The sequence below is a fragment of the uncultured Thiothrix sp. genome, from assembly GCF_937876535.1.
Classification (GTDB): domain Bacteria; phylum Pseudomonadota; class Gammaproteobacteria; order Thiotrichales; family Thiotrichaceae; genus Thiolinea.
In genome coordinates, this window is sequence record NZ_CALFHZ010000006.1 from 46,706 (window position 1) to 72,435 (window position 25,730).

General features: G+C 39.8%; 20 protein-coding genes. 9 read left to right on the forward strand and 11 right to left on the reverse strand.

Annotation, left to right across the window (positions count from 1 at the left end):
• Window positions 1-4 precede the first annotated feature (4 nt).
• Entirely contained in the window at window positions 5-1,693 is a 1,689-nt protein-coding gene (locus tag Q0230_RS02610) for a polysaccharide biosynthesis/export family protein (protein WP_298607865.1), read from the forward strand.
• Window positions 1,694-1,811: 118 nt separating this feature from the next.
• Window positions 1,812-6,005: a glycosyltransferase gene (locus Q0230_RS02615; RefSeq protein ID WP_298607867.1), complete on the forward strand. Its 4,194-nt coding sequence runs from the start codon at window positions 1,812-1,814 to the stop codon at window positions 6,003-6,005.
• A 1-nt stretch (window position 6,006) separates the two neighbouring features.
• Here Q0230_RS02615 and Q0230_RS02620 read toward each other — a convergent pair whose 3' ends face one another.
• Genes Q0230_RS02620 through Q0230_RS02640 form a run of 5 tightly spaced genes read right to left on the reverse strand, consistent with a single transcriptional unit; the run spans window position 6,007 to window position 11,378 of the window.
• Window positions 6,007-7,188, reverse strand: a complete 1,182-nt coding sequence (locus Q0230_RS02620) for a hypothetical protein (RefSeq protein ID WP_298607869.1) — start codon at window positions 7,186-7,188, stop codon at window positions 6,007-6,009.
• Window positions 7,189-7,202: 14 nt separating this feature from the next.
• Window positions 7,203-8,288 (reverse strand): hypothetical protein, encoded by a 1,086-nt coding sequence (locus Q0230_RS02625; protein WP_298607870.1) that lies wholly within the window; start codon window positions 8,286-8,288, stop codon window positions 7,203-7,205.
• 49 nt (window positions 8,289-8,337) lie between these two features.
• Window positions 8,338-8,994, reverse strand: coding sequence for a hypothetical protein (locus Q0230_RS02630; protein WP_298607872.1), 657 nt, complete (start codon window positions 8,992-8,994; stop codon window positions 8,338-8,340).
• Window positions 8,991-10,172, reverse strand: coding sequence for a hypothetical protein (locus Q0230_RS02635; protein WP_298607874.1), 1,182 nt, complete (start codon window positions 10,170-10,172; stop codon window positions 8,991-8,993). The genes Q0230_RS02630 and Q0230_RS02635 overlap by 4 nt, the downstream gene beginning before the upstream one ends.
• Window positions 10,173-10,193: 21 nt before the next feature.
• On the reverse strand, window positions 10,194-11,378 hold the full coding sequence (locus Q0230_RS02640; RefSeq protein ID WP_298607876.1) for a hypothetical protein: 1,185 nt from the start codon (window positions 11,376-11,378) through the stop codon (window positions 10,194-10,196).
• Between the two features lie 438 nt (window positions 11,379-11,816).
• Here Q0230_RS02640 and Q0230_RS02645 point away from each other — a divergent pair, with 438 nt between their 5' ends.
• From Q0230_RS02645 to Q0230_RS02660, 4 genes are all read left to right on the forward strand, one after another.
• A complete protein-coding gene (locus tag Q0230_RS02645) occupies window positions 11,817-13,157 on the forward strand; it encodes a hypothetical protein (RefSeq protein WP_298607878.1) in 1,341 nt (446 codons plus the stop codon).
• 91 nt (window positions 13,158-13,248) lie between these two features.
• A complete protein-coding gene (locus Q0230_RS02650; RefSeq protein ID WP_298607881.1) occupies window positions 13,249-15,063 on the forward strand; it encodes a sialidase family protein in 1,815 nt (604 codons plus the stop codon).
• A 51-nt stretch (window positions 15,064-15,114) separates the two neighbouring features.
• Window positions 15,115-16,125 carry a glycosyltransferase gene (locus Q0230_RS02655; protein ID WP_298607883.1) on the forward strand — a complete coding sequence of 337 codons (1,011 nt, stop codon included), beginning with the start codon at window positions 15,115-15,117 and terminating at the stop codon, window positions 16,123-16,125.
• Between the two features lie 4 nt (window positions 16,126-16,129).
• Window positions 16,130-16,975: a hypothetical protein gene (locus Q0230_RS02660; protein WP_298607886.1), complete on the forward strand. Its 846-nt coding sequence runs from the start codon at window positions 16,130-16,132 to the stop codon at window positions 16,973-16,975.
• Between the two features lies 1 nt (window position 16,976).
• Here Q0230_RS02660 and Q0230_RS02665 read toward each other — a convergent pair whose 3' ends face one another.
• Genes Q0230_RS02665 through Q0230_RS02690 form a run of 6 tightly spaced genes read right to left on the reverse strand, consistent with a single transcriptional unit; the run spans window position 16,977 to window position 21,986 of the window.
• A complete protein-coding gene (locus Q0230_RS02665; RefSeq protein ID WP_298607887.1) occupies window positions 16,977-17,519 on the reverse strand; it encodes a DUF1566 domain-containing protein in 543 nt (180 codons plus the stop codon).
• An 11-nt stretch (window positions 17,520-17,530) separates the two neighbouring features.
• Entirely contained in the window at window positions 17,531-18,679 is a 1,149-nt protein-coding gene (locus Q0230_RS02670; protein WP_298607889.1) for a DUF1566 domain-containing protein, read from the reverse strand.
• A 7-nt stretch (window positions 18,680-18,686) separates the two neighbouring features.
• Window positions 18,687-19,592, reverse strand: coding sequence for a trypsin-like serine protease (locus Q0230_RS02675; RefSeq protein WP_298607892.1), 906 nt, complete (start codon window positions 19,590-19,592; stop codon window positions 18,687-18,689).
• A gap of 32 nt (window positions 19,593-19,624) precedes the next feature.
• The gene (locus Q0230_RS02680) at window positions 19,625-20,530 is read right to left on the reverse strand and encodes a glycosyltransferase family A protein (RefSeq protein WP_298607894.1); all 906 of its coding nucleotides are present in this window, start codon (window positions 20,528-20,530) and stop codon (window positions 19,625-19,627) included.
• A complete protein-coding gene (locus Q0230_RS02685; protein WP_298607895.1) occupies window positions 20,527-21,270 on the reverse strand; it encodes a hypothetical protein in 744 nt (247 codons plus the stop codon). The genes Q0230_RS02680 and Q0230_RS02685 overlap by 4 nt, the downstream gene beginning before the upstream one ends.
• A 5-nt stretch (window positions 21,271-21,275) precedes the next feature.
• Complete coding sequence (locus Q0230_RS02690; protein ID WP_298607898.1) at window positions 21,276-21,986, reverse strand: sulfotransferase; 711 nt, start codon at window positions 21,984-21,986, stop codon at window positions 21,276-21,278.
• Between the two features lie 115 nt (window positions 21,987-22,101).
• On the opposite strand from Q0230_RS02690, the gene gspJ reads away from it, so the two are divergent.
• From gspJ to Q0230_RS02705, 3 genes are all read left to right on the forward strand, one after another.
• Window positions 22,102-22,716 carry a type II secretion system minor pseudopilin GspJ gene (gene gspJ, locus Q0230_RS02695; RefSeq protein ID WP_298607900.1) on the forward strand — a complete coding sequence of 205 codons (615 nt, stop codon included), beginning with the start codon at window positions 22,102-22,104 and terminating at the stop codon, window positions 22,714-22,716.
• A gap of 72 nt (window positions 22,717-22,788) precedes the next feature.
• Window positions 22,789-24,720 carry a glycosyltransferase family 2 protein gene (locus tag Q0230_RS02700; RefSeq protein WP_298607902.1) on the forward strand — a complete coding sequence of 644 codons (1,932 nt, stop codon included), beginning with the start codon at window positions 22,789-22,791 and terminating at the stop codon, window positions 24,718-24,720.
• A 36-nt stretch (window positions 24,721-24,756) separates the two neighbouring features.
• Window positions 24,757-25,716 carry a sulfotransferase family 2 domain-containing protein gene (locus Q0230_RS02705; RefSeq protein WP_298607904.1) on the forward strand — a complete coding sequence of 320 codons (960 nt, stop codon included), beginning with the start codon at window positions 24,757-24,759 and terminating at the stop codon, window positions 25,714-25,716.
• Window positions 25,717-25,730: the final 14 nt, after the last annotated feature.

The window sequence follows — 25,730 nt, forward strand, 5'->3', positions numbered from 1 at the left end:
GTATATGAAGTTTCTAAAAAAGATTATATCGAGCTTTCTACTAAGTTGCCTAATCATTAACCTCAGCTATGCTGAAGATCAAGGTACTCAGATAACTGCTACCGATACAAGTCCAGTCGTAACCAATAGTAGTGATTTACTCACGGCTGAAGAGAAACCCCGTATTTTTGATGAGGGCTTGCCCAAAATTTCGCGCTCAGGGCAAAACTTGCAGCCGTTTGGGGCTAATTTGTTTGCAGGCAATTATGTCAGCCGACGGCCTAGTTCCCTAGACCCGAATTATCAGGTCATGGCGGGGGATAAAATTGCTTTGCGGATGTGGGGTGAAGCGACTGCGAATGAGATTTTGCCTGTGGATGCTAATGGGAATGTCTTTATTCCTGATGTAGGCGAAATTCAGATGGTGGGAACGCGTGCGTCCGATGTTTCAACCAAAATTAAAACGGCTGTTGGTAAAGTCTATAAAGATGGGGTAGATGTTTATGCTAATTTATTGACTGCCTCTACCAAAGAGGTGACTGTATTTGTTACAGGCAGCGTCATCCGTCCAGGTCAATATTCTGGCTTGCCGGACGATAGTGTCTTAGCGTTCTTACATCAAGCAGGCGGAGTAGATCCACGTCGAGGCAGTTATCGTCAAGTCATGGTCAAGCGTGGTCAACAGCGTGTTGCTAGTATGGACTTGTATGACTTCGTGAATAATGGAAGTTTACCTAAAGTCCTGTTCCGTGATGGCGACACCATTGTAGTTCGTCCCCAAGGCAGCATGATTAGTGTAGAGGGCGATATTCGTAACAATTATCGCTTTGAGTTTTTAGGTAATAGCATTAGCGGTGCTCAGTTAATTAAGTATGCACGCCCAGATAGTAGTGTGACTAATATTGCTGTTTCTGGCACTCGAGATGGTTTGCCGAACTCGTCCTATATCACTTACGAGCAATTTATGCGTACCCGGCTTTATGATGGTGACAGTGTGCGCTTTGTCAGTGATGCACCCACACCTGTGATGGATATTAGTTTAGAAGGTAGCCATTTAGGTAATTCTTATTTAGCCATTAAACGTGGCAGTCGTTTACAAGAAGTCTTGGACTATGTCTCGGTTGATCCGAATGAAGCCGATATTGGCAATATTTATATCAAACGTAAAAGCGTCGCGATTGAGCAAAAGAAAAATATTGATGAAGCTCTACGGCGTTTAGAGCGTAGTGTTCTGACTGCACCTGCTAGCTCGGATGGAGAGGCAGCGATTCGTGCTAAAGAAGCTGAATTGATTTTGAAGTTTGTCGAGCGCGCTAGTACGGTTCGCCCCGAAGGTAAAGTCGTGGTCTCTGATCGTGGTAAAGTGGCAAATATTCGGATGGAGGATGGTGATATTATTGTGATTCCACCGAAGAGTGATGTTGTAATGATTAGTGGAGAGGTACAAGTTCCACAGTCCGTGGTCTTCGCAAGCAATGCCAGTTTGAAGGATTATATTGCTCAAGCAGGTGGCTTTACTGAACGTGCCAATGAAGAAAGTCTGATGGTGGTCAAGCCGAATGGCAAAGTCATTATGGGCAGTAATCCAGCGGTTGCGGCTGGCGATCAAATTATGGTGTATCCACGCTTAGATACTAAAGATATGCAATTCACCAAAGACCTAGTGCAGATTGTTTATCAGATTGCGGTGGCGGCGAAAGCAGTAGGTTTATAAGTTATAATTTTCAAGTTATTTAGAAAGGGAAGCTTAGGCTTCCCTTTCATTTTATGCCTAAAAAATCAGTATACTATTAGGTTTAAGTCGGTTTAGTTGCTTAGGGTAGAAGATTGGTATGACTATGTCAGATAAGAATGCCATTTTAGTTGCAGGAATGCATCGTAGTGGCACTTCAGCGTTAACACGTGTTTTTTCTCTTTTAGGGGCTGACTTACCTAAGCGTCTAGCTTTAGCCTTGCCGAATAATAATGAAAAAGGTTTTTGGGAGTCGGTTGACTTAATGATTGAGCATGATGCTCTGCTAGAGTCAGCAGGGTCCTTTTGGAGTGATTGGACTGAATTTAATCCAGACTGGTATGCCTCAGCGGAAGCCACTAAATATAAAAAGCTGATTGGCGAGATTGTACAGGCCGATTTTGCTGACTCCACACTATTTGTTATTAAAGACCCACGGATTTGTCGTTTTTTACCTTTCTGGCTAGAGCTACTGCAAGAGCAAGCTATCAAGCCTTTTATTATGATTCCCGTGCGTAACCCTCTGGAAGTAGCACAGTCTTTAAAAAAACGTGATGGCTTCCCATTAGCTAAAGGTGGTTTGCTGTGGTTACGCCATGTCTTGGATGCTGTTTATTATGCACAAAATTATCCAATTGCTTTTTTAAGTTATGAGCAGCTTATGCAAGATTGGCAGGGTTTTGTGCAGTCTTTACAACAGCAGACTGATTTAGCCTTTCCCCGCCAGTCGGTGCTGTCGAAGTTAGAAATTGAAAGCTATTTAGAAGATGATCAAAAACATAATTCAGTTAGCTTAGACGATCTGAAGCAGTCAGCAGAGTTTTCAGAGGAAATTGTACAGGCTTATGAATGGCTACTGTTATTAGTGGCTGGAGAAAGGCGCACAGAGGCCTTGCAGGGTTTATTGGGTTTGCGCGCTCAATTTAATCGTGAATCTGCCGTCTATGCCAAAGTTTTGCTATCTGAGCAACAATGGAATCTTCAAGAGCGTAAAAAGCTTGAGGCGCGGAATAAGGACGCTCTAGAGTATAAAGACTATCTCTTGGCCAAAAGGGATAAACATTATGAACAATTGACTAGTCAGCTCAATGACCATCATCAGCAACAAATGGAGTTTCAGTCTAATCAATTGGTGCTGCAGGCTGAACGCATGCATGAGCTACAGTTAGCTAAAAATACACTGAGTACTGAATTGGCTGTGGCTGCTAAAGATAGAACAGAGTTAAGGATAAAAGTTTTAGAACTTAGTGCGACGATACAACAACAGCATACAGCTGCTATTCCTGAACCAGCGTTGCCACCGCCGCCAGCACCGGTTATTCATCCTAAACAAACTAAGCAGTTTTTTAAGCTAATTCGTACTAAACCTATTGTTGAGCCTGCACCTATACCGGAACCAGAGCCGGTTAATCCTGCCATTGAGTTGATTGAGAAAAGTGGACTCTTAGACAAGGATTTTTACAATGCTAGTTACCGACAAATAGATCCGTTTACTGGGTCTGTAGCAGAACATTTCTATCTGACAGGAGCAAAGCTCGGTTATCAGCCCAACGAGCTTTTTCGCACCACCTGGTATGTCAAACAGCACCCAGAATTACAAGAGTCTGGCGAAAATCCTTTAGTACACTATGTAACTACAGGTGTCCTTGATAATCGCCAACCCCATCCATTGCTCGATATTGAATGGTATCTAGGTCAGTATTCAGACCTTCGCCAACTAGTTGATCGGCAGGAGCTCAATCCACTTTGGCATTATCTTTATCAAGGCGGGAAAGAGTTAAGAAACCCCAATCCTTTATTTTTAGCTGCTTACTATGTAGCTGAATACCCAGAGATTATTAAGTCAGAGTTAAACCCACTGGTTTATTACCTTAAATACGGGGATCAGTGGCATATGGATCCGCACCCGTTGTTTGATAGTCGGTACTATCTGCGGCAAATTGGTGCTAGCTTGCCAGAAGGTATGTCTGCTTTAGAGCATTATTTGGCTAATAAACATAATTGGCGTTTTGCTCCAAGTGCCTGTTTTGATAGTGCTTGGTATTTAGCTGAATATCCAGATGTTTATTTTTCAGAGCTGAATCCTCTGGTGCATTATCTAACACATGGGCATAAAGATGGACGCAAACCACACCCTAAAGCGGCTGAAAAAGAATTTATTAATCAATATAAGCTGAAGTTCAGAAAGGCAGGGGTTGAGTTAGTCACTCCTACTAAAGTCCAAACATCGGACGTATTTAGCTTAGTCAGTCCTGCCTTAAAGGGAATGCTAAAGTTCTCTGAACAACCTTTAAATCCGCCTAATTCCAGTTTTGTACAAGATCAACTAGTGATCCATTGGGTGACTTGCGATTTCGCTGCTCAAGGCGGGGGTGGCAATATGACCATTTTTCGCTTTATGCGTTGGTTTGAGTTATTTGGGCATGAACAACATATTTGGTTACATAATCAAGTAGTTCATAAAACGACAGATGAAGCGTATGAAGATTTAATTCGTCACTACCAGCAACTAAGTGCTCAGATTCATTTCATTGATGAGTCCTTCCAGCAAGCAAGTGGTGACCTAATTATTGCTACCGATTGGGAGTCAGTCTGGCCAGTATTATCTGCATCGGCTTTTAAGCGGCGCTTTTATTTTGTACAAGATCATGAGCCATCTTTCTTTGCTGCAGGCAGTACTAGCTTAGCCGCTGAGATGACTTATCACGAAGATTTAGACTGTATTTGTGCGGGGCCTTGGCTAGAAAAATTGATGCGTGAGCGTTATGGACGCTGGGCTACCCACTTCTGGCTAGCTGCAGATCAACAAGTATATTATCCGCCCGCTGGCAAAATCTCTAATGCAGTACCTCGAATTGCTTTTTATGCACGTACCAGTACTTCGCGACGCGCAGTGGAGTTGGGTGTGCTTGCTCTGAATTATTTAGCAAGTTTAGAGTTGTCTTTTCATGTTGAGGTGTATGGGGCTGACAATAATCAGGTATGGCTTGAGCAAGTTAGCTTTGAACATACCGATCACGGTGTCTTAGCGCCAGAAGCTTTAGGTTATCTCTATCGTTCATGCGATATTGGCATGGTTTTTTCAGCCACTAATTATTCCTTGGTTCCACAAGAAATGATGGCCTGTGACTTACCGGTTTTAGAATTAGATGGGGAGAATACACGTACCGTTTTCCCAACGGGAACCGTCGTGTTAGCCGCTCCTCATCCGCGAGCGATTGCTGAACGCCTAGAGGCTTTATTAAAAGATACAAGTTTACGAGAGAAAACGGCAAAACTAGGTGGAGAGTGGGCTAGACAATTTACTTGGGAGGCTACGGCACAAGATGTCAACCAAGCAGTTCAGCAGCGGTTACAAGATTTGACTTATCCATCAATACCCCTCACCAATTTACCGACTAAGGTATCTGTCGTCATACCAACACTCAATGGCGGGGATCTATTAGTACAGGTGGTAGAACGGGTACTTGAGCAAAAAACGCCGTGGCCTTTTGACTTATTAATTATTGATAGCGGCTCTAGTGATGGTTCTTTAGAGTTATTGCGCACTAAGAATGTACGTATTCATGCTATTCCCACGGCTGAGTTTAGTCATGGGGGCACACGTAATTTAGGTGTAGAGCTAACTGCTGGCGAATATGTGGCCTTCCTAACGCAAGATGCTTTACCAGTTGATCAGTTTTGGTTATTCAATTTAGTTTCTGTCCTTGAGCATGAGCCTAAAGCTGCAGGGGCTTTTGGCAAGCATTTGGCTTATCCTGAGGCTTCACCTTTTGTGAAGCGTGACTTGGCAGCACACTTTGATCATCTTGCTAAACAACCCATTTATTTAGATAAAAATACGGATGCAGAGCGTTTTGCAACCGGGGAAGCGGCTTGGCGACAAATCCTGCATTTTTATTCAGATAATAACTCGTGTTTGCGCCGTTCAGTGTGGACGCAGATTCCTTATCCAGCGATTGACTACGGTGAAGACCAAGTTTGGGCGGATTTGATTATTAAAGCTGGTTATAAAAAAGCTTATGCTTTAAATGCGCTAGTTTATCATTCTCATAACTATAATGAGCAGGAAACGTTTGAGCGCAGCCAAATTGAAGCAAATTTCTTCTATAAGCAGTTTGGTTATGTTTTGCTGGCAGGTAACGCTGCTTATACGAAGACCTTAAGTAGTTTAAATAAACAAGACGCTTGGTATGCTGACTTAAATGCTATTGAGTCGGATCAGCTTAAAAAGCAATTAGCACTCAATGAGGCACGCTTAAAAGGTTACTTAGCGGTTGATTTTAGCAGCTAGCTTAACGGGTTAGAGGGTTTTGATTATGCCAATTCATGGGGGCTAAGCGAATGCTACTCCAATGGGCATCCATATTTGGCATGTCCTCTGCCCGCGGCATGTGGTAAAAACTGACCGTTGGCCAGACGACTATATCTTCACCTGTAATGGATTCATCATTCACAAACTCAGCTAAATTATCAGCACACTCCTCCCCCTCATCTAAGGCATTTAGATTATGTGAGGCATATAACTCGCAGCTCTTTTCCTTGGTCACATATAAATCATGTTTGGTGAACGGCTCAATGTCAGGGCCCTCATCACGTTGACCAGATTGATTAAGCTGAATTTCATAGCCCATCGCTTGTTGTTTGGCATTTTTTAAAGTGCTAGATGCCACTACCCAAGTACGTGCTAATTCTGGTGAAACATCACTGGCTGCTTCTTTAGTGAAAACAGTAGGTTGACGAGTTAATTTCGCCTCTTGTGTAGTAAAGTCTACTTGCTCTACATAATCTTTATTCGTTTGACCCCCTAAATCAAAATCAAGACGCCAAAAAAAGTTATGTAGATGAGAAACCCCTACTTTGTCGTAAGCAATATTCCAGCCAGGTCTTTGCATCTGATCATCAGGCAAAATGCGTTGCAGAGCACCAGTTGCTCCTACTGAGAACTCCATACTGCCATCATCTGCAAAGGTCCAGCGTGGAATATAACTATAAGAGCCAATTTGAGAAACACTGAATAAGCTTAGAGCCTGGCCTTGCTTCGTTTCTGAGCCAAGTCGATAAGCTTCACCACGGCTTTGAGTGCTTTGGCAGATAACGGCTTTATCCTGAAAGTTTAACAATTGACCTTTAGGGCAGTCTTCTGTGGCTAAGGTCAACATCGAACTGCGACCAAATCCATAGTCAGTAATGTCGTGATAACGAACACCATTGTCATCATAAGGTACATGTACTTGAGCAAGCTCAGCACGGTAAAAAACCATTAATCTGGAGCCTTTGGGGGGGGTATAGAAAATATGATGCAACGAAATACCATTTAAGCCGCGATGTTCCCAGCACATATCCCAACGTGTTTGATTGTCTAGCGTCACATTGATGTAGTAGTTGTCATCACAAAATTCAGCGGCTTTGGTAAGGCCAGGAAATAAAACTAGCCCTAAAGTAAGGATTTTGGAGAGATTTTTAGCTTTAGACATAAATTTAGGTGCGCTTAAAATTGATTTTGACTATGCCAATCTCGTGGTACTAGTTGGAAGCTACTCCAAATCGTGCCCAATTTTCCATTGTCATCATTACGAGCTACATGATGATAAGTTTGCCGATACCAAATGACACTATCAGCACTACCAATAAGCTCTTTATTAGAAACATACTTAGCAAGGTTATTGGTTTTAACTGGACAATTGCTGAGTCGGTTATCTGTCGCATAACGCTCACAAGCATTGTAGCGACTAACATAAATATCTTTTTGTAGCCATGGCTCGTTCAAAGAGTTAAGGCGACTATAGTTGTAATTATTAGGCACAATATCATAAGAGGGAATGCTAATGCCCTCCAAAGGGGTGTTGCCATCACGGATCACCCAGAAACGTTTGATTTCAGGATCTTCATTAGCGCCAAACTCCTTATTCGGATAGTCAATACTGACAGCTTTGGTTAGACGATCTTCAGAAGGTGTGCTAGTAACTTGCAGAAGTTGATCATCATTACCTGTCGTTCCCAGATCAAAGTCTAAGCGCCACCCTGCATGAGCAGTAAAATTTTCTAAGCTTTTATCGGCGGCTTTAGTAAGCTGCCCACTGATGCCTAAACCAGGTTCAATAATACCATTTTCATAAAAACGCCACCGCAAAGAGTAGGTACGTGAGCTAATGGCATAGCTAGTTACTAATTCAAAAAAACTGCCTTGGCGTTGATTATCGAATTTATACTGATAACCATAGGCTTGAGTACTACGACAAATACTTTTGCCTGCCAAAAATTTAAGGTTACCTTGAGGGCAATCACTCAAAGTAAGGCTAATAGTATTTTTCCCTAAGCCTTGTTGGGTGACTACATAACTAGGTGCAGTGGTATTGTCAGTCAGAATCTCAAGCTGAGAGAGGCTGGCTTCACCTAAAACGCGTCTAGGTGTTTTATTAGGTGCTGCATAATAGACTTGAGAAAGTACTAGGCCTTCAGCAGGGCGCATTTCAGCACACATTTTCCATAAAGCGCCTGAGCTAAAAGTTTTTGAAATGCTGTTAGCAGTTGGGCAGTTTTGAGTTGGCTCAGGTGCTGCAAGAGCAGTTTGCATAGACACTATCGTTAGACAGCTACCTAACAGCAATCGCTTAAAAAACACTTTAAAATCCAGCAATTTGAGTGATGAGATTGGCTGATAAATTTACAATTGGACTGATTTCAAATACAACTGAGTCATGAGTATATAACAAAATTTGTGCACAACGCTGTAAACCGCATTGTTGCGATGCTTTATTCAGTTGTTCAGGAAGAGTATCTGCTGTAAATACAAAAGCCTTGGCCTCTAAATCTTTCGGAGAATTTAGCACTTTCCCTGTAATACGTTGGTACTCGTTCGCAATGAGCTCAAACGTCTCTTTATCCGAAAAAATAAGATTGACAGTACGTTCAATTTCATTTGCCGTTAAAGGCAATTGCATATTCTTTTTGCGTACAGAGGAAAGAATTTTATTAGTTATCGGATCAATACGATAGATAATAGTTTCATCAGTTTGGTAGTCGTAGACAAAAGCATTAGCACGACGTACACCTGATTTTTTATCTTCAGAACGGTCTCGCTCAACTAACAGTAATTCATAAGAGTTAGAAGTAGTGTGGCCTTCAGCTTTCATCTTTAAGGCAGGTAAAGATGACTCGATTAATTCAGTGGTTTTAGTTTGCTCATTGAGGCTTAGTGGATCTTGGCTACCGGCATAGCTTAGGTTTGTGATTAGTAAGCTGAATAGGAGTATTATTTGACATTTAGATTTCACTATCATCGTATTGTACCCGCTAATGGATTGCTATTATGCCAGTCAAAAGGTTTAAGGCGAATACCACTCCAGTGCACATTCATATTCGGCGCGTCTTCGGCTCTTGGTATATGATAAAAGGTCGTAGTCGGCCAGACAATAATATCGTCTTCTAAAGATTCATCATTGATATAAGTCGATAAATCTTTTGCACAAACATCAGCATTACTATTATGTGAGGCGAAACGTTCACATTCTTTTGCTTTGGTGAAGTAGATATCATATTTAGTGAAGGCTTCTTCTTCTGGACCTACATCTCGTTGCCCTGCTTGATAAAGTTGAATTTCGTAAGCAATGGGGGAGTCAGCAGCATTTTTTAGGGTCTTATCTGCTACAATCCAAGTGCGCATAGTCTGCGGATTCACATCTCTACCTGTCTCTACTAAGATAGGTTCTTTTTTAGCTTTTAAACCGCCGTCATCCCGTACAAAGTTAATTTCTTCAATCATATCATTGGCACCATTGCCAGCTAGATCAAAGTCTAAGCGCCAAAAGAAATTGTGTAGATGAGCGAGGCCAATTTTATTATCAGCAATCGGCCAGCCTTGGTTACTTTGACTACCTGCCGTGAAACGTTGCAAAGCACCTGTCGCACCTACTGATAGTTCAATAGTCCCATTATCAAAAAACTCCCAACGAGGCACATAATTATAAGAACCTATTTGGGAAATGCTGAACAAGCTAAGTTTGTAGCCTTGTACACTTTTATCTTGATATCTTAACTCTTCACCGCGAGGTAGCACCTGTTGACAGATTACAGATTTGCCTGCATAACTAATCAAACTCCCATTAGGACATTCTTTTTCATCTAATCCCAACATATTTCTATCGCCAAAGCCATAATCACTAATATCATGGTAGCGAGCGCCATTATCATCGTAGGGGACATGAACTTGAGCGAGTTCTGCTCGATACAAAATATCTTGTTTAGACCCATTTTTAGGTTGGTAGGCAATGTGATGAAGACTAATGCCATTTTGCAAGCTATGTTCCCAACACAAGGTCCAGCGGCCTCCATTAGGGAGGGTGCTATCAATAGCATAGGCAGCACCGCAGGCTTCTTCAGCAACAGCAGAATTATTTATAGAAATTGCTGATATTAGGGTTAAACCGGCCAGCATTTTTTTTGAAATGAGTTGCTGCATATAATTATTCAACCATAATTTTCATAGAGGGTTTGTTGCAGTCCAGTCACGAGGTACTAACTGGAAACTGACCCAATCAGTACTCATATAATCACTATCATCGCTTCGAGGTAAATAATGATAGTTTTGCTTGTACCAAACCACTAAATCCGATTTTTCAATTATTTCTTTATTTTCAGTATATTGCAGGGCATTTCTTGCACAAGCACCAGTGGGTTTGTTATCTGAAGCATACTGTTCACAAGTTTGATAATGAGTGAAGTATATATCCTTGCTTAGCCAAGGACGACCACGAAAATTACCTACACTTTGATAGTAGTTAGAAGGGAATATTTCATAGGAAATCGTCCGACCGTCACTGTTCGTTTCATCTCCATCCTTTATCCGCCAACTCGTTTTCAGCTCTGGATTCAAATTACGCGCAGTTTCTTGCTGTAACACTTCAGTGTTTAGATATTTTTGCCGTCTACTTGGGCTAGCTGTGCTAGTAATTTCTTCGACGATATCATTGTTTGGATCCTTGCCGAGATCGAAATCAAGTCGCCAACCAAGATAGCTACTAAAACCTAAAGCCCATTGATTATTATCCTTCACTGCTCGCCCAAAGCCTAACTCTGCATTAGCAAAGCGCGGTAATTTACCACTAAAGCCTAAGGCAGGTTCGATGACTCCATTTTCATAAAAGCGCCAGCGTTGTGTATAAGTTTGTAAAGATGTACCCTGACTAATACTAAACACTTCAAAATAACTCGTTTGGCGGTAAGCTTGGTATGCATACTTATAAAGTAACTCGTCAGCCTGATAACGTGTACAGACAACATTTCGCCCTGTGGGGTCAGGATATAGTTTCCCATTAGGGCAATCATTACTCGTCAGTGTTACTAGCTTATCAGCACCTAGCCCATCTCTAGTAACCGCGAAACTGGGAGAACCTTTATTATCATCAAAGACTGTTTCTAGTTGCGCAAGACTAGCTTGGCCAAGCACGCGACGCTCAAAGTTCAGACTAGTCAGTTTGAGTTGCTGAATCACCAGCCCAGCATTTTGCTCTAAGCTAACACACATAGACCAAGCAACACCCGAATCAAAACGAGCTTCTAGGGAAGTTCCATTACATGCAGATACAGGGTTAGGCGCTGCATATAAATGATTCGAACAACAAAACATTAATAATGCTGTTAAAAGTTTTTTATTTAATAAACTCATAAGGTTAAGCATCTCGCAATATGCCAGTTGATTTTTATCTGTTCTTCTTCTATCTATAGTAAATATTTACCAATCTGTACTGACTTATATTCAGCCAAAAGGTCATGTTGTGAAGGCAGGTAGCAGTAAATTCTTGAGGGTAGTGCAAAATCCCAACAAAAAGGTTAGTGGTATATTTACGACACTAGGCATTGCAAACTTACGACAGCAGCTATACAATCGCGCTGTACTTATTGGATGGTCAACCAGTGTAGTTGGCCTCGGCTGGTTCTCCACTAGGGCTAGTGATAAGTAAAAAGTAAACAATGCTTGGTAAACTAAATTTATTTGCGCTATGCTTAAGTGCTGTAAGATGGTTTAATGCTACCGCCGGTCAGGGGGTTGGTGTTCCAGCTTGTGATAAACTTAGATAAACTTAACTGATTAAGTGAGGTTGCAATGAAAAATCTGTTTAAAAAAGGCGCAGTCGCAACGGCAGTTGCTGGTTCGCTAATGATTTCTAGTATGGTGAGCGCAGATTCTGTGTTGGCGCCATTAGTAATCGGTGAAAATAATGGTGCTCAAACTTATTTCTCTTTGAAAGCACGTGGTACTGGTGCAGTAAATGCACGTATGGCTAGTACAAGTGATTTACACTATGTTTGGTTTAAGAAAAATATCGCGACTGATTCTAGTCCGGTAGATTCGTTATTTGATCTAGCTCGTCCGTGCGAAGTATCTAATAATAATGGTAAAGTTTCTCCTTGGGATATGGTGTTCCAACGCGCAGTTAGCAATGCAGCTACCGCAATTAATGGTGGGCAGATGAATTTACTAGGTGCAGGTAATGGTTTACCAGCGCTAGATGCTAGTACACCAAATGGTTACACTGCAGGTGATTTTGCCGGTTTTGCAGTCATCACTGATAACGCAAATAAAAATGCTAATCCAGCTACAAAAGATTTAGCTAACGAAGGTGAGTTGTCTGGATTTGGTTATGTTGTTGATCCAAGTAATAACATTGTATTGGATTATAAACTTTTAAATAACCATCGTAGCAAAGTTGAGGGTGATTTTAGCGCTGGTTTCATTTCTAAAAAATCAGTTGATTTTTCTTGGTTCCCAATTGGTATGGCTAATACAACTTGGTTATCAGTAGTCACTGGTGACGATATGCTAAAAGCAGATTCAGGTGCTGGTTCCTATGATGCTACAGCTTACTTCTCTCAAGACACTGCTGCTGGAAGCGTATCTCCACAGTTACCAACAGGTGGTTCAGGTGTTTATAACAACGATGAAAAAGTAACAAGTGGTGCGAAAAACTTCAAAGTTACTTGTATTGGTGTTGTGGATAGAAGCGCATTATTAAGTACCTTACAAGCAGCCGATACCGTAAATGGTGGTTGGAAACGTATGAGTATTCAGAATAGTGCTACACGTTCTACTACTTCCGGGTCTGTTGCAACAACTCAAGTTGCAAGTGGTGCAATTGTCTATAAAGCAGAAGTAATTAATTTTGCTCCTGTGACTAGTGGTGGTTTCGTAACTTCTGAAGCAACTCGTACAGTTAATCCTTTGATCGCCAGCATGAATGCAACTGGTGGTGGTGTATTTGGTAACTCAGCCACAACTAACCCTATCAGTGGACAAACTCCAGGTAAAGCGGCTAGTGATGCAGAGGTTTATGATGTTAGTGGTGCTGGTTCATCACCATTACCTAACTTAGTTGTTAGTTTCCAACCTGAAACTAGTGGTCATTTAAGTGCTTCTCCAGAGCCACATCCAAATCGTCCATATTAATCAAATTACTGCAAGGTAATTATAAAAAGGTGGGATCTCTCCCACCTTTTTGCTTTTTACTGAAGATAGATCTGAGAATTTAGGGTAAGAAATGAGAAAGCTTTCTGGGTTGCTCTTATGCATGTTTTTACTATTTAGCTTGTTTGGTTGCCAAGATGAAAAAGCAGAAAAAAAATTGATCGAAAAGCCAAGTTTATTGTTACCAAATATTGGGTATTCGACTAAGCCTGCAATGTTGACGGTTAATAGCCAAGCTCTTTTATTGCTAGGTAGTCAAAAGGGGGTAGTTCTTTATACTATTGGCAAGGAGTTGGTCATATCCCCAGACCCAGCAGGGAATCAATGGTTACATTATGATGGTAAAAACTTATATGCTTTTTGGTGGATAGCAGACCAGAATAAAGCAAAAAGTTTGAAGGTGGCTGTATCTAGTGATGGTGGTCAAAGCTTTAGTTCGCCAACTATACTTAATAGTAATACAGGGGTTTTACCCGATATTAGCATTGCTTCTGATGGAAATGGACATATAGCAGTTGCCTATACAGATGAACGGGAACCAGGCTATGGAGTTTATATTAATACCTCTAATGACAGTGGTAAAACTTGGGATACTAAGGATAATCGTTTAGACACGCCTGTGATCACACCAGCGATGATGCAAGAAGGTAATTTAAAACCAGAAACATTTGCTAATTCGCCTAAATTAGCTTTTATTAATGAACGCTTAGTGGCTGTTTGGCAACAAGTGGACATGGCTCAGATGACTGCAGGCCATAGTTTGCGCATTGTTTCAAAAATATCTAGTGATGCTGGTAGGACCTGGGGTAGCGAATCTAATGTGTTTGCCGCACCAAATATGCAACCTGTTGAAATGGCGATGTTTTCTAATAATAAAGAAATGTATATATTTGCTATGCTCACTGATAGTGATAAAGGTTTTACAGGTTTTTATAATAAAGATGACTCTTTTTCTGTTTGGGGAGAAATTTCTAACTCAACCTTAGGTAAAGGGTTTAATAAGCAATTAATTAGTTGGATTAAAGGTGCTTTTAGTGGGGAAAATCTTACCTTAGCATTTACTTCTGAACCAACTGAAGCTGGTGGAAAAGTGCATGCAGAGGTAGCTACTTTATCTACCCTCTCTCATAATTGGCTTGGGCAATCTAAGATATTAGATTCTGATAAAGGCCATGATTTAACTAAATCTACTTATCCAGATATTATTGATACCGGTACTGCAGGTTTACATGTTGTTTGGGAAGATTACCGTACTTTGGCACCATCTATTTATATAGATATTAGTAAAGATCACGGTGCTACATGGTTACCTAAACCAATAGCTTTAACATCTCCAGGTTTAACAGTCTCCAAGGATCCTAAGTTATTAGTTGATGATAAACAACTATGGTTAGCCTATTTTATGGTGCAGCTAAATGGTCAAAACCCTTCTGGCCAGCGTGTGTATCAAAAGTTTATTAAAGAAGATAATACTTTTAAATTTCCAGATATTAATACTCCATCGCTTACTGCTGAAGAACTTAAGAAACGATTAATTGAGCGAGCCAACAAATTATGGGTTTTACGCGAAGAGCGTAAATGGGATGAGACTTGGGATTATATGGATCCTGTTTATCGCGAGCGTTTTGATAAAGATGAATGGCTAAAACAGCAAGGCAAAATTAACTTCTCTAAAACTGCAGTGGATGAGTCTAGTGTAAAAGTTACTGGGAATATTGGTATTTTAGATGCAAATGTTGATGTAAGTATCCCACAACAGGTTGCCAAAGAAGGCTTACTAGAAAGCGCACCACCAAAGACTCAAAAAGTTGGAATGCGGTGGGGATGGTTCTACAATGATTGGTATTTTATGCCCAAGGTAATCTTTGGTGAGCATATGGAATATTAAAAACATTAAAAGGGGTTGAAACCCCTTTTTTTATTTAGTAAGTATAGTCCTATGATCTTTTTTAGAAAAAAATATATAAGTTTTCTTAAAAATATTAATCAATCAACTCAAGATAATTTTATTAAAAAAGTTTTTTTCCATAGAGATTTCCTTAGGTTTCAAGGTGGTCATCTCAAGGTTTGGAATTATTTTAATCATTTAAAATCCACTCAAGATTATCTACCAGAGATTTACTTTTCTCCCTCCTCAATTCATGATTCTAATAATCCATGGCAATTTACCTCTAAATTAAAAGAGTGGTCACCTGGATTGGCTGATATACTTTTTCTAGCAGGATTAGACTGGCAATCAGTTTTAAATAATAAGCTATACGTAGAAAAAAGAAGCAAAATACCTGTAATTAATTTAATTCAAGGTTTAAGTCATGCAGATCCACAAGATATTAAATATCCTTTTTTAAGTAAAAGGGCGATACGTATCTGTGTAAGTAATCAAGTAGAAAGTGCTATTAGTTCTACAGGTAAAGTGAATGGTCCTATTTTTACAATACCTAATGGGGTTGACCTAGATAATTTACCTATGCCTTTATCAAGTAGTCAAAAAGATATAGAGCTTCTTATTGTTGCCATTAAAAAGCCGCAATTAGGTCATGAGATAGAGAAATACTTAAAAGGAAAGTACAAAGTTGTTTTAACTATTAGCTCCTTATTGCCTAGAAATGATTTTATTAATATCTTGAATAGAGCAAGATTAGTAGTTTGTCTGCCCCATTTTGTTGAAGGGTTTTACTTACCTGCATTGGAAGCGATGGCTTTGGGATGTATTGTTATTTGCCCAGACTGCATAGGTAATCGCTCTTTCTGTTTAGATCAACAAACTTGCTTTTTACCTAAATACGATATTGGATCTATTATTGAGGCTATTGACCAAGTTGGTTTACTAAATAGCCAACAACATAAAGCCTTGTTAGAGAATGCTACTAAACAAGTAAAAATACATAGTCTTGAGCAAGAGCGTGAGCAATTTCTTGCTATAATGAAGAATCTTTCAAATATCTGGTAATTACATGGAACCTATTTCGGCGCAGCGTCAAATTGTTTTGACTGGGCTTCCACGTTCAGGAACTACCCTTACTTGTCATTTGCTTAATAAACTGCCCGATTGTGTGGCGTTACATGAGCCTCTAGTACCTTTAGAATTAACTAGGTACTCTAATCTTGATTTAATAAAAACTCTCTATAATTTTTTTGTTGCGCAGCGTCAACAAATTTTAAGTACAGGTACAGGTGTTAGTAAGAGCTTTGGTGGTGAAGTCCCTGATAACCCTGTTGCTGGTGTAGATCCGAGCACTGGTAAACGTATTAGACTGTTAGATGGGCGATTAGTCTATGTTAAAAAAAAAATAGCCACTGAATTCTACTTAGTTATTAAACAACCCGCATTTTTTACAGCTATTTTGAAAGATTTAGTAACAGCAAATTTATTTAATTGTTTTGCTATAGTCCGTAATCCCTTAGCGGTTTTGTTATCTTGGAATAGTGTAGAAATGCCTGTCTCTCAAGGAAGGGCTCCTGCAGCTGAAGCTTTTGATATTAATCTAAAAGCTAATTTAGATCGAATTTTAGATATTCATGACCGACAAATTTTTTTATTAGACTGGTTTTTTCAACAGTATATAAAATATCTTCCTATGGATCACATACTCTTATATGAGGAAACTATTAAAACGGCAGGGCGATCTTTGGCTGTTATCAATCCTAATGCACAGTATTTAAAAGGGTTTTTAGAATCAAAAAATAACAACAGCTTATATGATACTAAGCTAAAAGTAATTTTATTAGAAAAGCTTCTTAAGCAGCATCAAGGAGCTTTCTGGGCTTTCTATAATAAAGATTATCTATTTAATTTATAATCTAATTTGGATCTCTTACCAAGCGTGCAAAATAATAATCATACTTAGCATCCATACTATTTTGTCCATAGTTAAAACGAACTGTCCAAACGTTATCATTTGAGCCTATATATGGTGTAGATGACCAGTAAATTCCTGCAGGTGTATTAGGAAATACAGTTAAGTTAATTGCTGGGCCGTAACATGCATTTTCAACAATAGATGATAATTCTTTTATATTAGGTAGACGCCAGTTGACAGCACTGGCAAAACCACCGTTATTATTTGTATTTTTTGCAAGCTCAAGCGCCTCTTCCCAAGTATATTGAATATTAACCTCACCATTAACTATGCAACTATTAGTATTAGTTGTCCAAGTTTGTCCTTCAGTACATTTTTTCCAAATCAACTTGGTTTTGAGATCAGTAACAGTGCCATCATTGTTATCTTTAAACTGTGAGCTAGGTGTTGTCTCAATAATTAAACCTATTCGGCAAGGTTGATAATTCGCAAAAACATAACTAGGGATAACTACCATCATGAAGATTAATAATATTTTATTCATTTTAATTACCGTTAATTATGTACTAGGCGAGCCGGGTAATCATATTGCTTTTCCCAAGGGCTGCCACCACCATATTGGAAGCTAATAGCCCAAACATGCTTATTTAAATAGGCATAAGGAACTGAGGTCCAATAGTAATTACTTTGTACGAAAGGGAAGTATCTTGTATCAATTTTTGGTGAAGCCGCGTAGTCTACTAATGAATTCAGCTCTTCACGAGTGGGCAAGCGCCAGTTATTTGCACCACAATAACTACTTTGATTAACTCTAGTTACAAAAGCCTTAGTGTTGCAGTAAGTAGAATTATTACCTATTGAAAAGCCTGAGCAGGTTTGATCATAACGCGATGGATCGTAATCCGTTGCTTTTTCATAACCAGGTAATCCTCCATTGCCTAAACGTGGGTCTGATTCATACCAAACATAACTGTCATCTTTGTCGTGCAAGCCGCTGTCGTCCGTTTTCATTTCCCATATTAAGCCAGTGACATTATCCTTAACACAGCTCCACTGACTGGCAGAACTAGCTAAAGCTACTCCTGTGTTATCTATTTTCGTAAAGCTAAAGCCTGCGTGGCCATCTTCATCATCAGATGTACTAAAATCACGTCCTGAGGTACCATCTTGTCCACTAGGAACTGGGTCACCATTACTGTCACTTAAAAGTTGGCAAATTACATCATTATTACTAATGCCACTATGCCCGCGAGCATAGTCACCACAACTTGTGACACCAGTATCATTAATTTTAGTAATGCTTGCATTGGTAGGAGGTGGTATGACCGGTTTAGGTTTAATAGTAATAATAACTCGATCTGTTGTTTTAGCATTTTTGGGATCAACAGCGCTGAAAGCAAGCTGTATTTGTACAGTTTTATTTGTATTAGGCGCAACAAAAATTGCATTTAACTTATTCGCATTTGAAATATCTATTCCTGGAAGTTTTTTAGCTGGATATATCCATAAGTAAGTAAGACTCTCCCCTTCCGGATCTTTAGCACTAGCATTTAGACTGACAATATCACCTGAGTAAACAGATTGATCTATACCAGCATCAACTATAGGTTTTAGATTTTTAGCTGCATATACTGTAGGTATGAAACTGCAAACTGCCAGTACACTTAGCGCTATAACGCCTTGTTTGAATCTAAAAGTATTCATAATAATTTTATTGTGCGTTTTTCCATGTTTTTATATTTTTGAAGACAGCTGCATTAATCCGCTTACCTCGGTTAGTTTTTGGAAACTTATAAGTATGTACACCAAAAGCCAATACACCTTGACCATCATCATACCAGATAGGTGCTCCACTCATACCAGCAGTAGTGTCATTACTATAGGTTAACCACTCACCTATTTGTTGACTTACTGTGTTAAAGGAAACCCACTGTGTTTGTGATTTTTCACCTGGGTAGCCAGCAATAGTGGCAGGTAAATTTACCGAATTACTAGGTGCCGCAAATCCCAGCCATCCTACGCTATTACCAATCGTGCAATTGAGTTTAATAGCACCATAATCGAAATTAGCTAAGCCTTTCTCTGCCCAACCTGTTGTAGTATAGGTTCGTTTGGCAGTACATTTTCCATAGGGAAACGATGTACCACTAGCACCTGGATAGACAGATATATCTTCTATAGGTGCCCATGCTCCACTACTACCCCCACTGTGTACACAGTGCCCTGCAGTCAACACTGTATCTGCACTAATTAAAGCACCGGAACATAATAAGGTATTAGACGCAATCAAGGTGATAGCGCGGTAGGGATAGGTACTTGGGTTAACTTGTACACGTGTATCTAAACCCCAAATTGCCTCTGGTTCATAGATGCTACTATAGCCGCGCAAACTTTTAAGGTATTCACTTTCAGGAGTAGAAATAGGAAATAAATCAGCTCCTGTGCTAGCTAGCGAGATGCCACTACCATTTACAGAACCTCTTTCAATCAATGTGGCTCCTATAATGGCTGGTGTAGGAATAGATCCGTCACTAGAAACTATATCATGATTACTTGCTAAGGCAATTGAGCTAAAACTAGTGCTAAGAAGAGCGATTAGAGCAGTAGTATGTTTCATAGGTAAACCTGTTTAATGTGGCTTAGGATTGATCATAGGTGATATGTAGAATGAATAAAAGCCTTAGACTCAGGGTTTAATCGGCCAAATTGGGCAGGCTCCCTATAACTAGTGCTAAATTTTTTTCGGCGTATCTCTTGATACTCCGCAGCCATCTCATCCCAAGGGTGTTCCTCCATCACGACATTAGTCGCAACCCCCCCATGAAATTGATGGAAGCTCGCCTCGCCCAATAATAAAATAGGATAAAATTGCGTATTTTCATGGATACGATTGAAAAAATCCAAGTTAACTAACCCCCCACCCTTGCTAGTGAAAGCCTCATCAAATCCACCCAGTTGTAAATAATCCCTTTTTCGCAAACAGAAACAATTGCTTTCCGCAAATTTAGAAAAAAAGCCATTGCTACTGGATAAAGCCGTGCTAGAGACTTTAAACAGTTCATAGCCATTGTTTTTCCAGTTGACCGTGTTCAATAGTTGATCTTCAACTTGTTGGTTATAGCCTTCGGCAATGCTTAGATTTTGCGGTTTACTACCTAGATGCATACTCATCGTGTAGATGAACGGATGATCATGTAATTTGGCGGCTTGCAAGCTTAAGCTCAAGATATTGGGTGATAAAATGCGTGCGCCATCAATACAGCAGATAATTAATTCACCTCTAGCAAGCTTTGCAGCTTGATTGAGTGCTTTACAAGGCGAAACTGAATTGGTCTGTAGGTAGTGATAATGAAAGTTTTCTCCAAAGCTGCGTACAGTTGCAGCTTGCAAAGGTTGGCTAGAGCCATTATCAATAGCTAAGACTTCGTAATCTGTTGCTTTAATATTGTGTTGATAAGCAGTAGACAGTGAGTACAGAGTGCGCTCTGCCTCACGCTGCATATTATAAAAGTTAACGATCACTGAAAGTTTAGGGCGACGTTTGAACAGTCTCATAAAACCCAATCGCGGTAGATATTTTGCAAGCGAGAATAGCAGTCTAAATATTTTTGCTCTGTTATCCCAATCGTAGAGTTGCTGACCCTCTCTGCAGTTGAGCGTAGTTGGCTCTCAAAAAAAGGTTGCTCGACCGAGGTAAACTGTAAGCTTAAGGCTTCACAAGCTTGTTGGAAGTTATTCCGATAAGTATTGGGGTCTACATCGAAACAAAGTAGAGGGAAGGGTGAGAGTTCCCAATGGGCGAGTAGCCGCGCATTATAGCTATACCATAAAGCCATTCCTGCCTCGATGGGAGTGCCATTCCTTCTATTCAGTGATTGAGCAACCGTCAATGGATGGCGGAAGGTGCCAATATAATGAAGCGGATAGCGAGTCTTTAAACCCTCTAACCAAAAATCTAAGTTGATGAGCGTCCGTGGGTCTTTAAATCCCCAAGCTTGTTTATCGCTAGCACTCAGTCCTTGAATAATGCCATCACGTTGGCACTTTTGGGTTGGTGTCCAATGTATGGGTGGTGCAGGTGGATGATCCCAACTACCTTGGTTGGTAGTAAATAAGCTTTCGTTCAACTCCATAATTTGCGGGTTTTCACGATTGCCTTTTAAGTTGTGTGGATTCCATTCATGCACTTGGCCAAGATAAACACCTTGTTGCTGCAGGCTGCCAGCAAGGCAACTGGTTCCACTACGATGCATACCTAAGATTAAAATACAGGGTTTTGCTGAGTTAACTGACATAAATTCTAGTGTTGAGTCCAATGGCTCAGGTCTTTATTAAGATACTGGCTAAGCGAGTAAATTTGTGGAGTGTAAAGATCAATAAGTGCTTGTTTCAATTTGGGTCTCAATTGATAACCTTGCCCCGCAAACACCTTAGAAGATAACAGCATGGTTTCTAGTTGCGTCAGCGTAAAATCATGGATGCCGAGATGGGCGCAGCATGAAGATAACACAAGTTTAGGATTCGATTTAATCAGATCGTAATCCAATAGCAATAGATTTTCTCTAGGATAGATGGAGAGCCATTGCCGAATGGAGGTTTCGTAATCACCACGTAAACGTGAGTTCTTAGAGTAAAAGTGATCTAAGAACCACTGGTCACTGGCTTCCTCTAACTCCATTTGTGCTTTCGTTAAAAACATACAAGCGGCTGACCAAGCCCGTTCGATAGGGTTACGTAAGCTATAAATGAGTTTGAGCTCAGGTAGGTATTGATGAATAACCTGAATAGTAGAAATTGGCAAAATGGCATAAGAGGGGGTTATTTCCCCCTCTAGACAGTCAATACGGTGAAAAAAGTCTAGATAAGCTTGTATTGGAGCTTGGGGGTATTGCTTGTCCCAATAATGTAGCTCTTTGGCTTCAGGCAAGTAAAGTTGAGGATGCTGGCTTAACATCCTATGTAGCCAAGTGGTTCCAGCTTTTTGTGCACCAATGCCAAGGAAAGCCAACATGAAATATTCCTGCGTTAACCCAATAAACTCTATAATATGCAGCATCCTAGCTTGCCAACGGCCTTGATGGCTAGCCTATCAATCTATAAGCGCTGAATTTGGAGATCGTTTTGTTGTGAGTTCTAAGGCTAACCAGCACCATAAGTCACAAGGCTTCACTTTAGTTGAGTTATTAGTGGCTTTATTCGTTTTTTCCTTAATTTCTGCTTTTGCTTATCGAGCTGTGAACACCTTAGTGAAAACAGGGGATGCAATCGAACTGGAAATGGCTGATTTAACCAGTGTACAACGTGCTGTCCAAATTATTGAGCGTGATTTACGCCAAAAATCAGTACAGGTATTAGCGAGTACCGAAAGTGAAAGCGTAAATTTAAAATCGGATAAAACTCAGCTTGAACTCACTTTACTTACTAATTCAGCAGCAAGCCCTCAACAAGCACTAAAGCATATTCGTTATAGCCTCAAAAATGAATCCATTCTAAGAGAGACTTGGTTAAACAACCAAGAAAGCACAGATTCACCTAATGATACTTCAATTTTATTAAAGAAAGTGAAAGCGTTAGAGGTTACTGCTTTGGATTCGTCAGCGACTACAACTACTAATAACTGGCCTGCTTATTTTCAAGTTAAAATAGAGCATGAAGATTTGGGTTTAATTACTAAAATTGTTTATTTTGGTATCAAACAACCTGATATGAATTTCAGCTCATTAAACCCTGATCAAAAGTAGTAGCCTGGGTTATGCAAGGTATTTTCTCTGCCCTTTACTTATTAATTTCTCTATTCTCATTTACTAATCTAAATGCTTAAGCTCGTTTATAAAGCCGCTAAACCTTATCTATACCCCAATCTTGCAAAAAAGATGCTGAGTGGTGTGCCTGTAGAGGATGACTATTACTCAACACAAAACGCAATCATAGACCATGAGTTTAAACCTGGGTGGTATATGCTGGAGTTACAGGTTAAAGGTGTATTTGGTACAGCTAATTTAGATTTGCGGTTTGACACTTCTCATAATATGCCACTAGCGATTCGGCCACAAAAATTAATGAAACGGATTGTGTACTTACCGCGTAGTGCTACTCAAGCCCATCTCAGTTTAAGACTATACGGAGATGGGGTAGTAAAGCTCTTTAGATTAGTACCTATTAAAGAAAGGTTTGCACAAGATCGTATGCTGAAGCGTTTAGTGGTGAGTGCTGCTACTAATAAAGAGGACTTAACTAAAAGGCTGCATGAGCGTGCGCATGCTAAAAAGATTGATTTTAACCAGTTCATTTTTTCTGCTTACAACCGTTTGTTTTATACACACAATGAAACAGACTATCATACTTGGATTGAGGAAATTGAGGTTGAGTTAATTCGTAAGCTTGACTTAGAAGATACTTCTACTCCATGCAACGTAGATGACTATGTATGTGTAGTTGATCCTGATTATACGTTATATAACAGTTCAAAGGATTTACTCATCAGATTTCTAAGTAAACACCCAGATGCGCTTCTTGTTTATCCAGATGAAGACTATTTAGATGAATATGGTAATCGCTCTAAACCTTGGTTCAAGACTGATTGGAATCCTGATTTATTTTTAACCCAAGATTATATTTCAACTTGTTTTATTTGTAGAAAATCTTGGTATGAGGCTAATAAAGAAACGTTTAATAAGTTAGGTAATCAACAAGCTTTAGCAGAGTTATTGCCTAGTTTAGGTTCTCAGCAGATTATTCATCTGCCTTTAGTGCTGGCTTACAAGCATACTGAAACTAACAAAAAAACAACTGAACTAGAGAAGGAACTAGCACTGCTAAGGGCTGAGGTTCTAAAGTCAGCATTACCAAGCGTGAGCAGCTACCGTTGGGAAGATGAAACCTTAATTTTTGACTTTAAGATTCCTGAGCCTCAACCCTTAGTAAGTCTAATTATTCCTACTCGGGATCGCTTAAGTATTCTTCAACCCTGTGTTGAAAGTATTTTAGAAAAAACCACTTATGAAAACTTTGAGATTCTTATTTTGGATAATCAAAGTAAGGAAGCGGAAACGCTAATTTGGTTTGAGCGTATTCAAAATGATCCACGTGTTAAAGTCATCCAGTATGATTATCCCTTTAATTATTCAGCTATCAATAATTTTGGTGTACAACAGGCTAAAGGCTCTATTATTGGTCTGATTAATAATGATGTTGAGATCATTTCTGCGAATTGGCTAACTGAATTGGTCTCACATGCTTGTCGTGCAGAGGTTGGGTGTGTGGGGGCTAAGCTTTACTATTCAAACGGACAGATCCAGCATGCGGGCGTAATTTTGGGGCTAGGGCACGTGGCAGGACATGCCCATCGTTTTGCTGAACGCGATTCAACAGGTTATTTCAATCGTCTTAAAGTGGTACAAAATTATTCGGCCGTGACAGGCGCTTGTTTGCTTGTACGTCGGGAGATCTATGAGCAAGTTGGTGGATTGAATGAGCAAGATCTAGCTGTAGCCTATAATGACGTAGATTTTTGTTTACGTGTACGGGCAGTTGGTTATCGAAATTTGTGGACACCACATGCAGAGTTGTATCATCACGAGTCGGTGAGTCGTGGTGAGGATGATACACCTGAAAAGAAAGCACGTTTTGATAAGGAGGTTGCCTACATGCGTGCTACTTGGGGTACAGAGTTGGATAATGATCCTTACTACAATCTCAATCTATCTAGATTACGCGAAGATTTCTCGTTACGCGAATTTGTCTAATTAATTATTAAATTGCCTATTTTGGAGTTGGATTGAGTGGCTCGTTTCCCAATTGAAAATGGTTATCTGTTTGTTCATATTCCAAAAACAGCAGGGACTAGCTTTCGTGATGCTTTAGAGGAAATTTTTGGAGATGGTTTATATTGTGACTATGGCTCTGATACCACCACCAGTCCTGTAGTAGTTGATTATATTCAAAACCGTCAAGCTTATCCGGAGTTCGGTGCTTTTTTATCAGAGCAGAATAAGCCTATATGCTTATCAGGGCATTACTCTATTAAGAAATATGCGCCTTTTTTCTATATTAGAAATATTATGATGTTTCTACGTAACCCAGTTCAACGGGTTATTTCAAACTACGAGCATATGCGCAGAGTCGAAGGGTTGACAGAGTCCTTAGAGTCTTTTTCCTCTAATCCTGCTAATATGAATACTCAATTTAGAAACATTGGACGGATTCCTTTTAATCTAATTGGCTTTGTAGGTTTGCAGGAATATTATCGAGAATCATTGCAGTTATTAAGTTCTCAAAATGGGTTGCAAATTAGGGAGTCTTTTTTAAATATTAATCAACAACGTGCGACAGCTAAATATAAGTTAGATGATGAGCTAATGGGTTTTGTCAGAGAACATAACCACAAAGATCTAATGCTCTATAAGAAAGTTAAAAAAATGTTTTTGCAGCGCTATGAGTTGTTTTCAGCAGGCAAAGCATATGTACATGGTATTATTACTGAAAGAGCTAAATATAAAATCTCTGGTTGGGCTATTAACCAGAATAGTGAAATACCTATAGACTTAGCTATCTATGTTGATGGTGTTGAACTCGCCCAAGTCACAGCCAATCAATATCGTCATGAATTAGCCGCATTGAATATAGGACGGCATGCCTACATCGGTTTTGATCTAGAGTTTCAAAAACCATTATCTAAGGATAGTGTCGTACAGTGTATAGTTATGGATACTGGACAAGAGTTATTTAATCCTTTTGCTTAACCCTTACATTACTA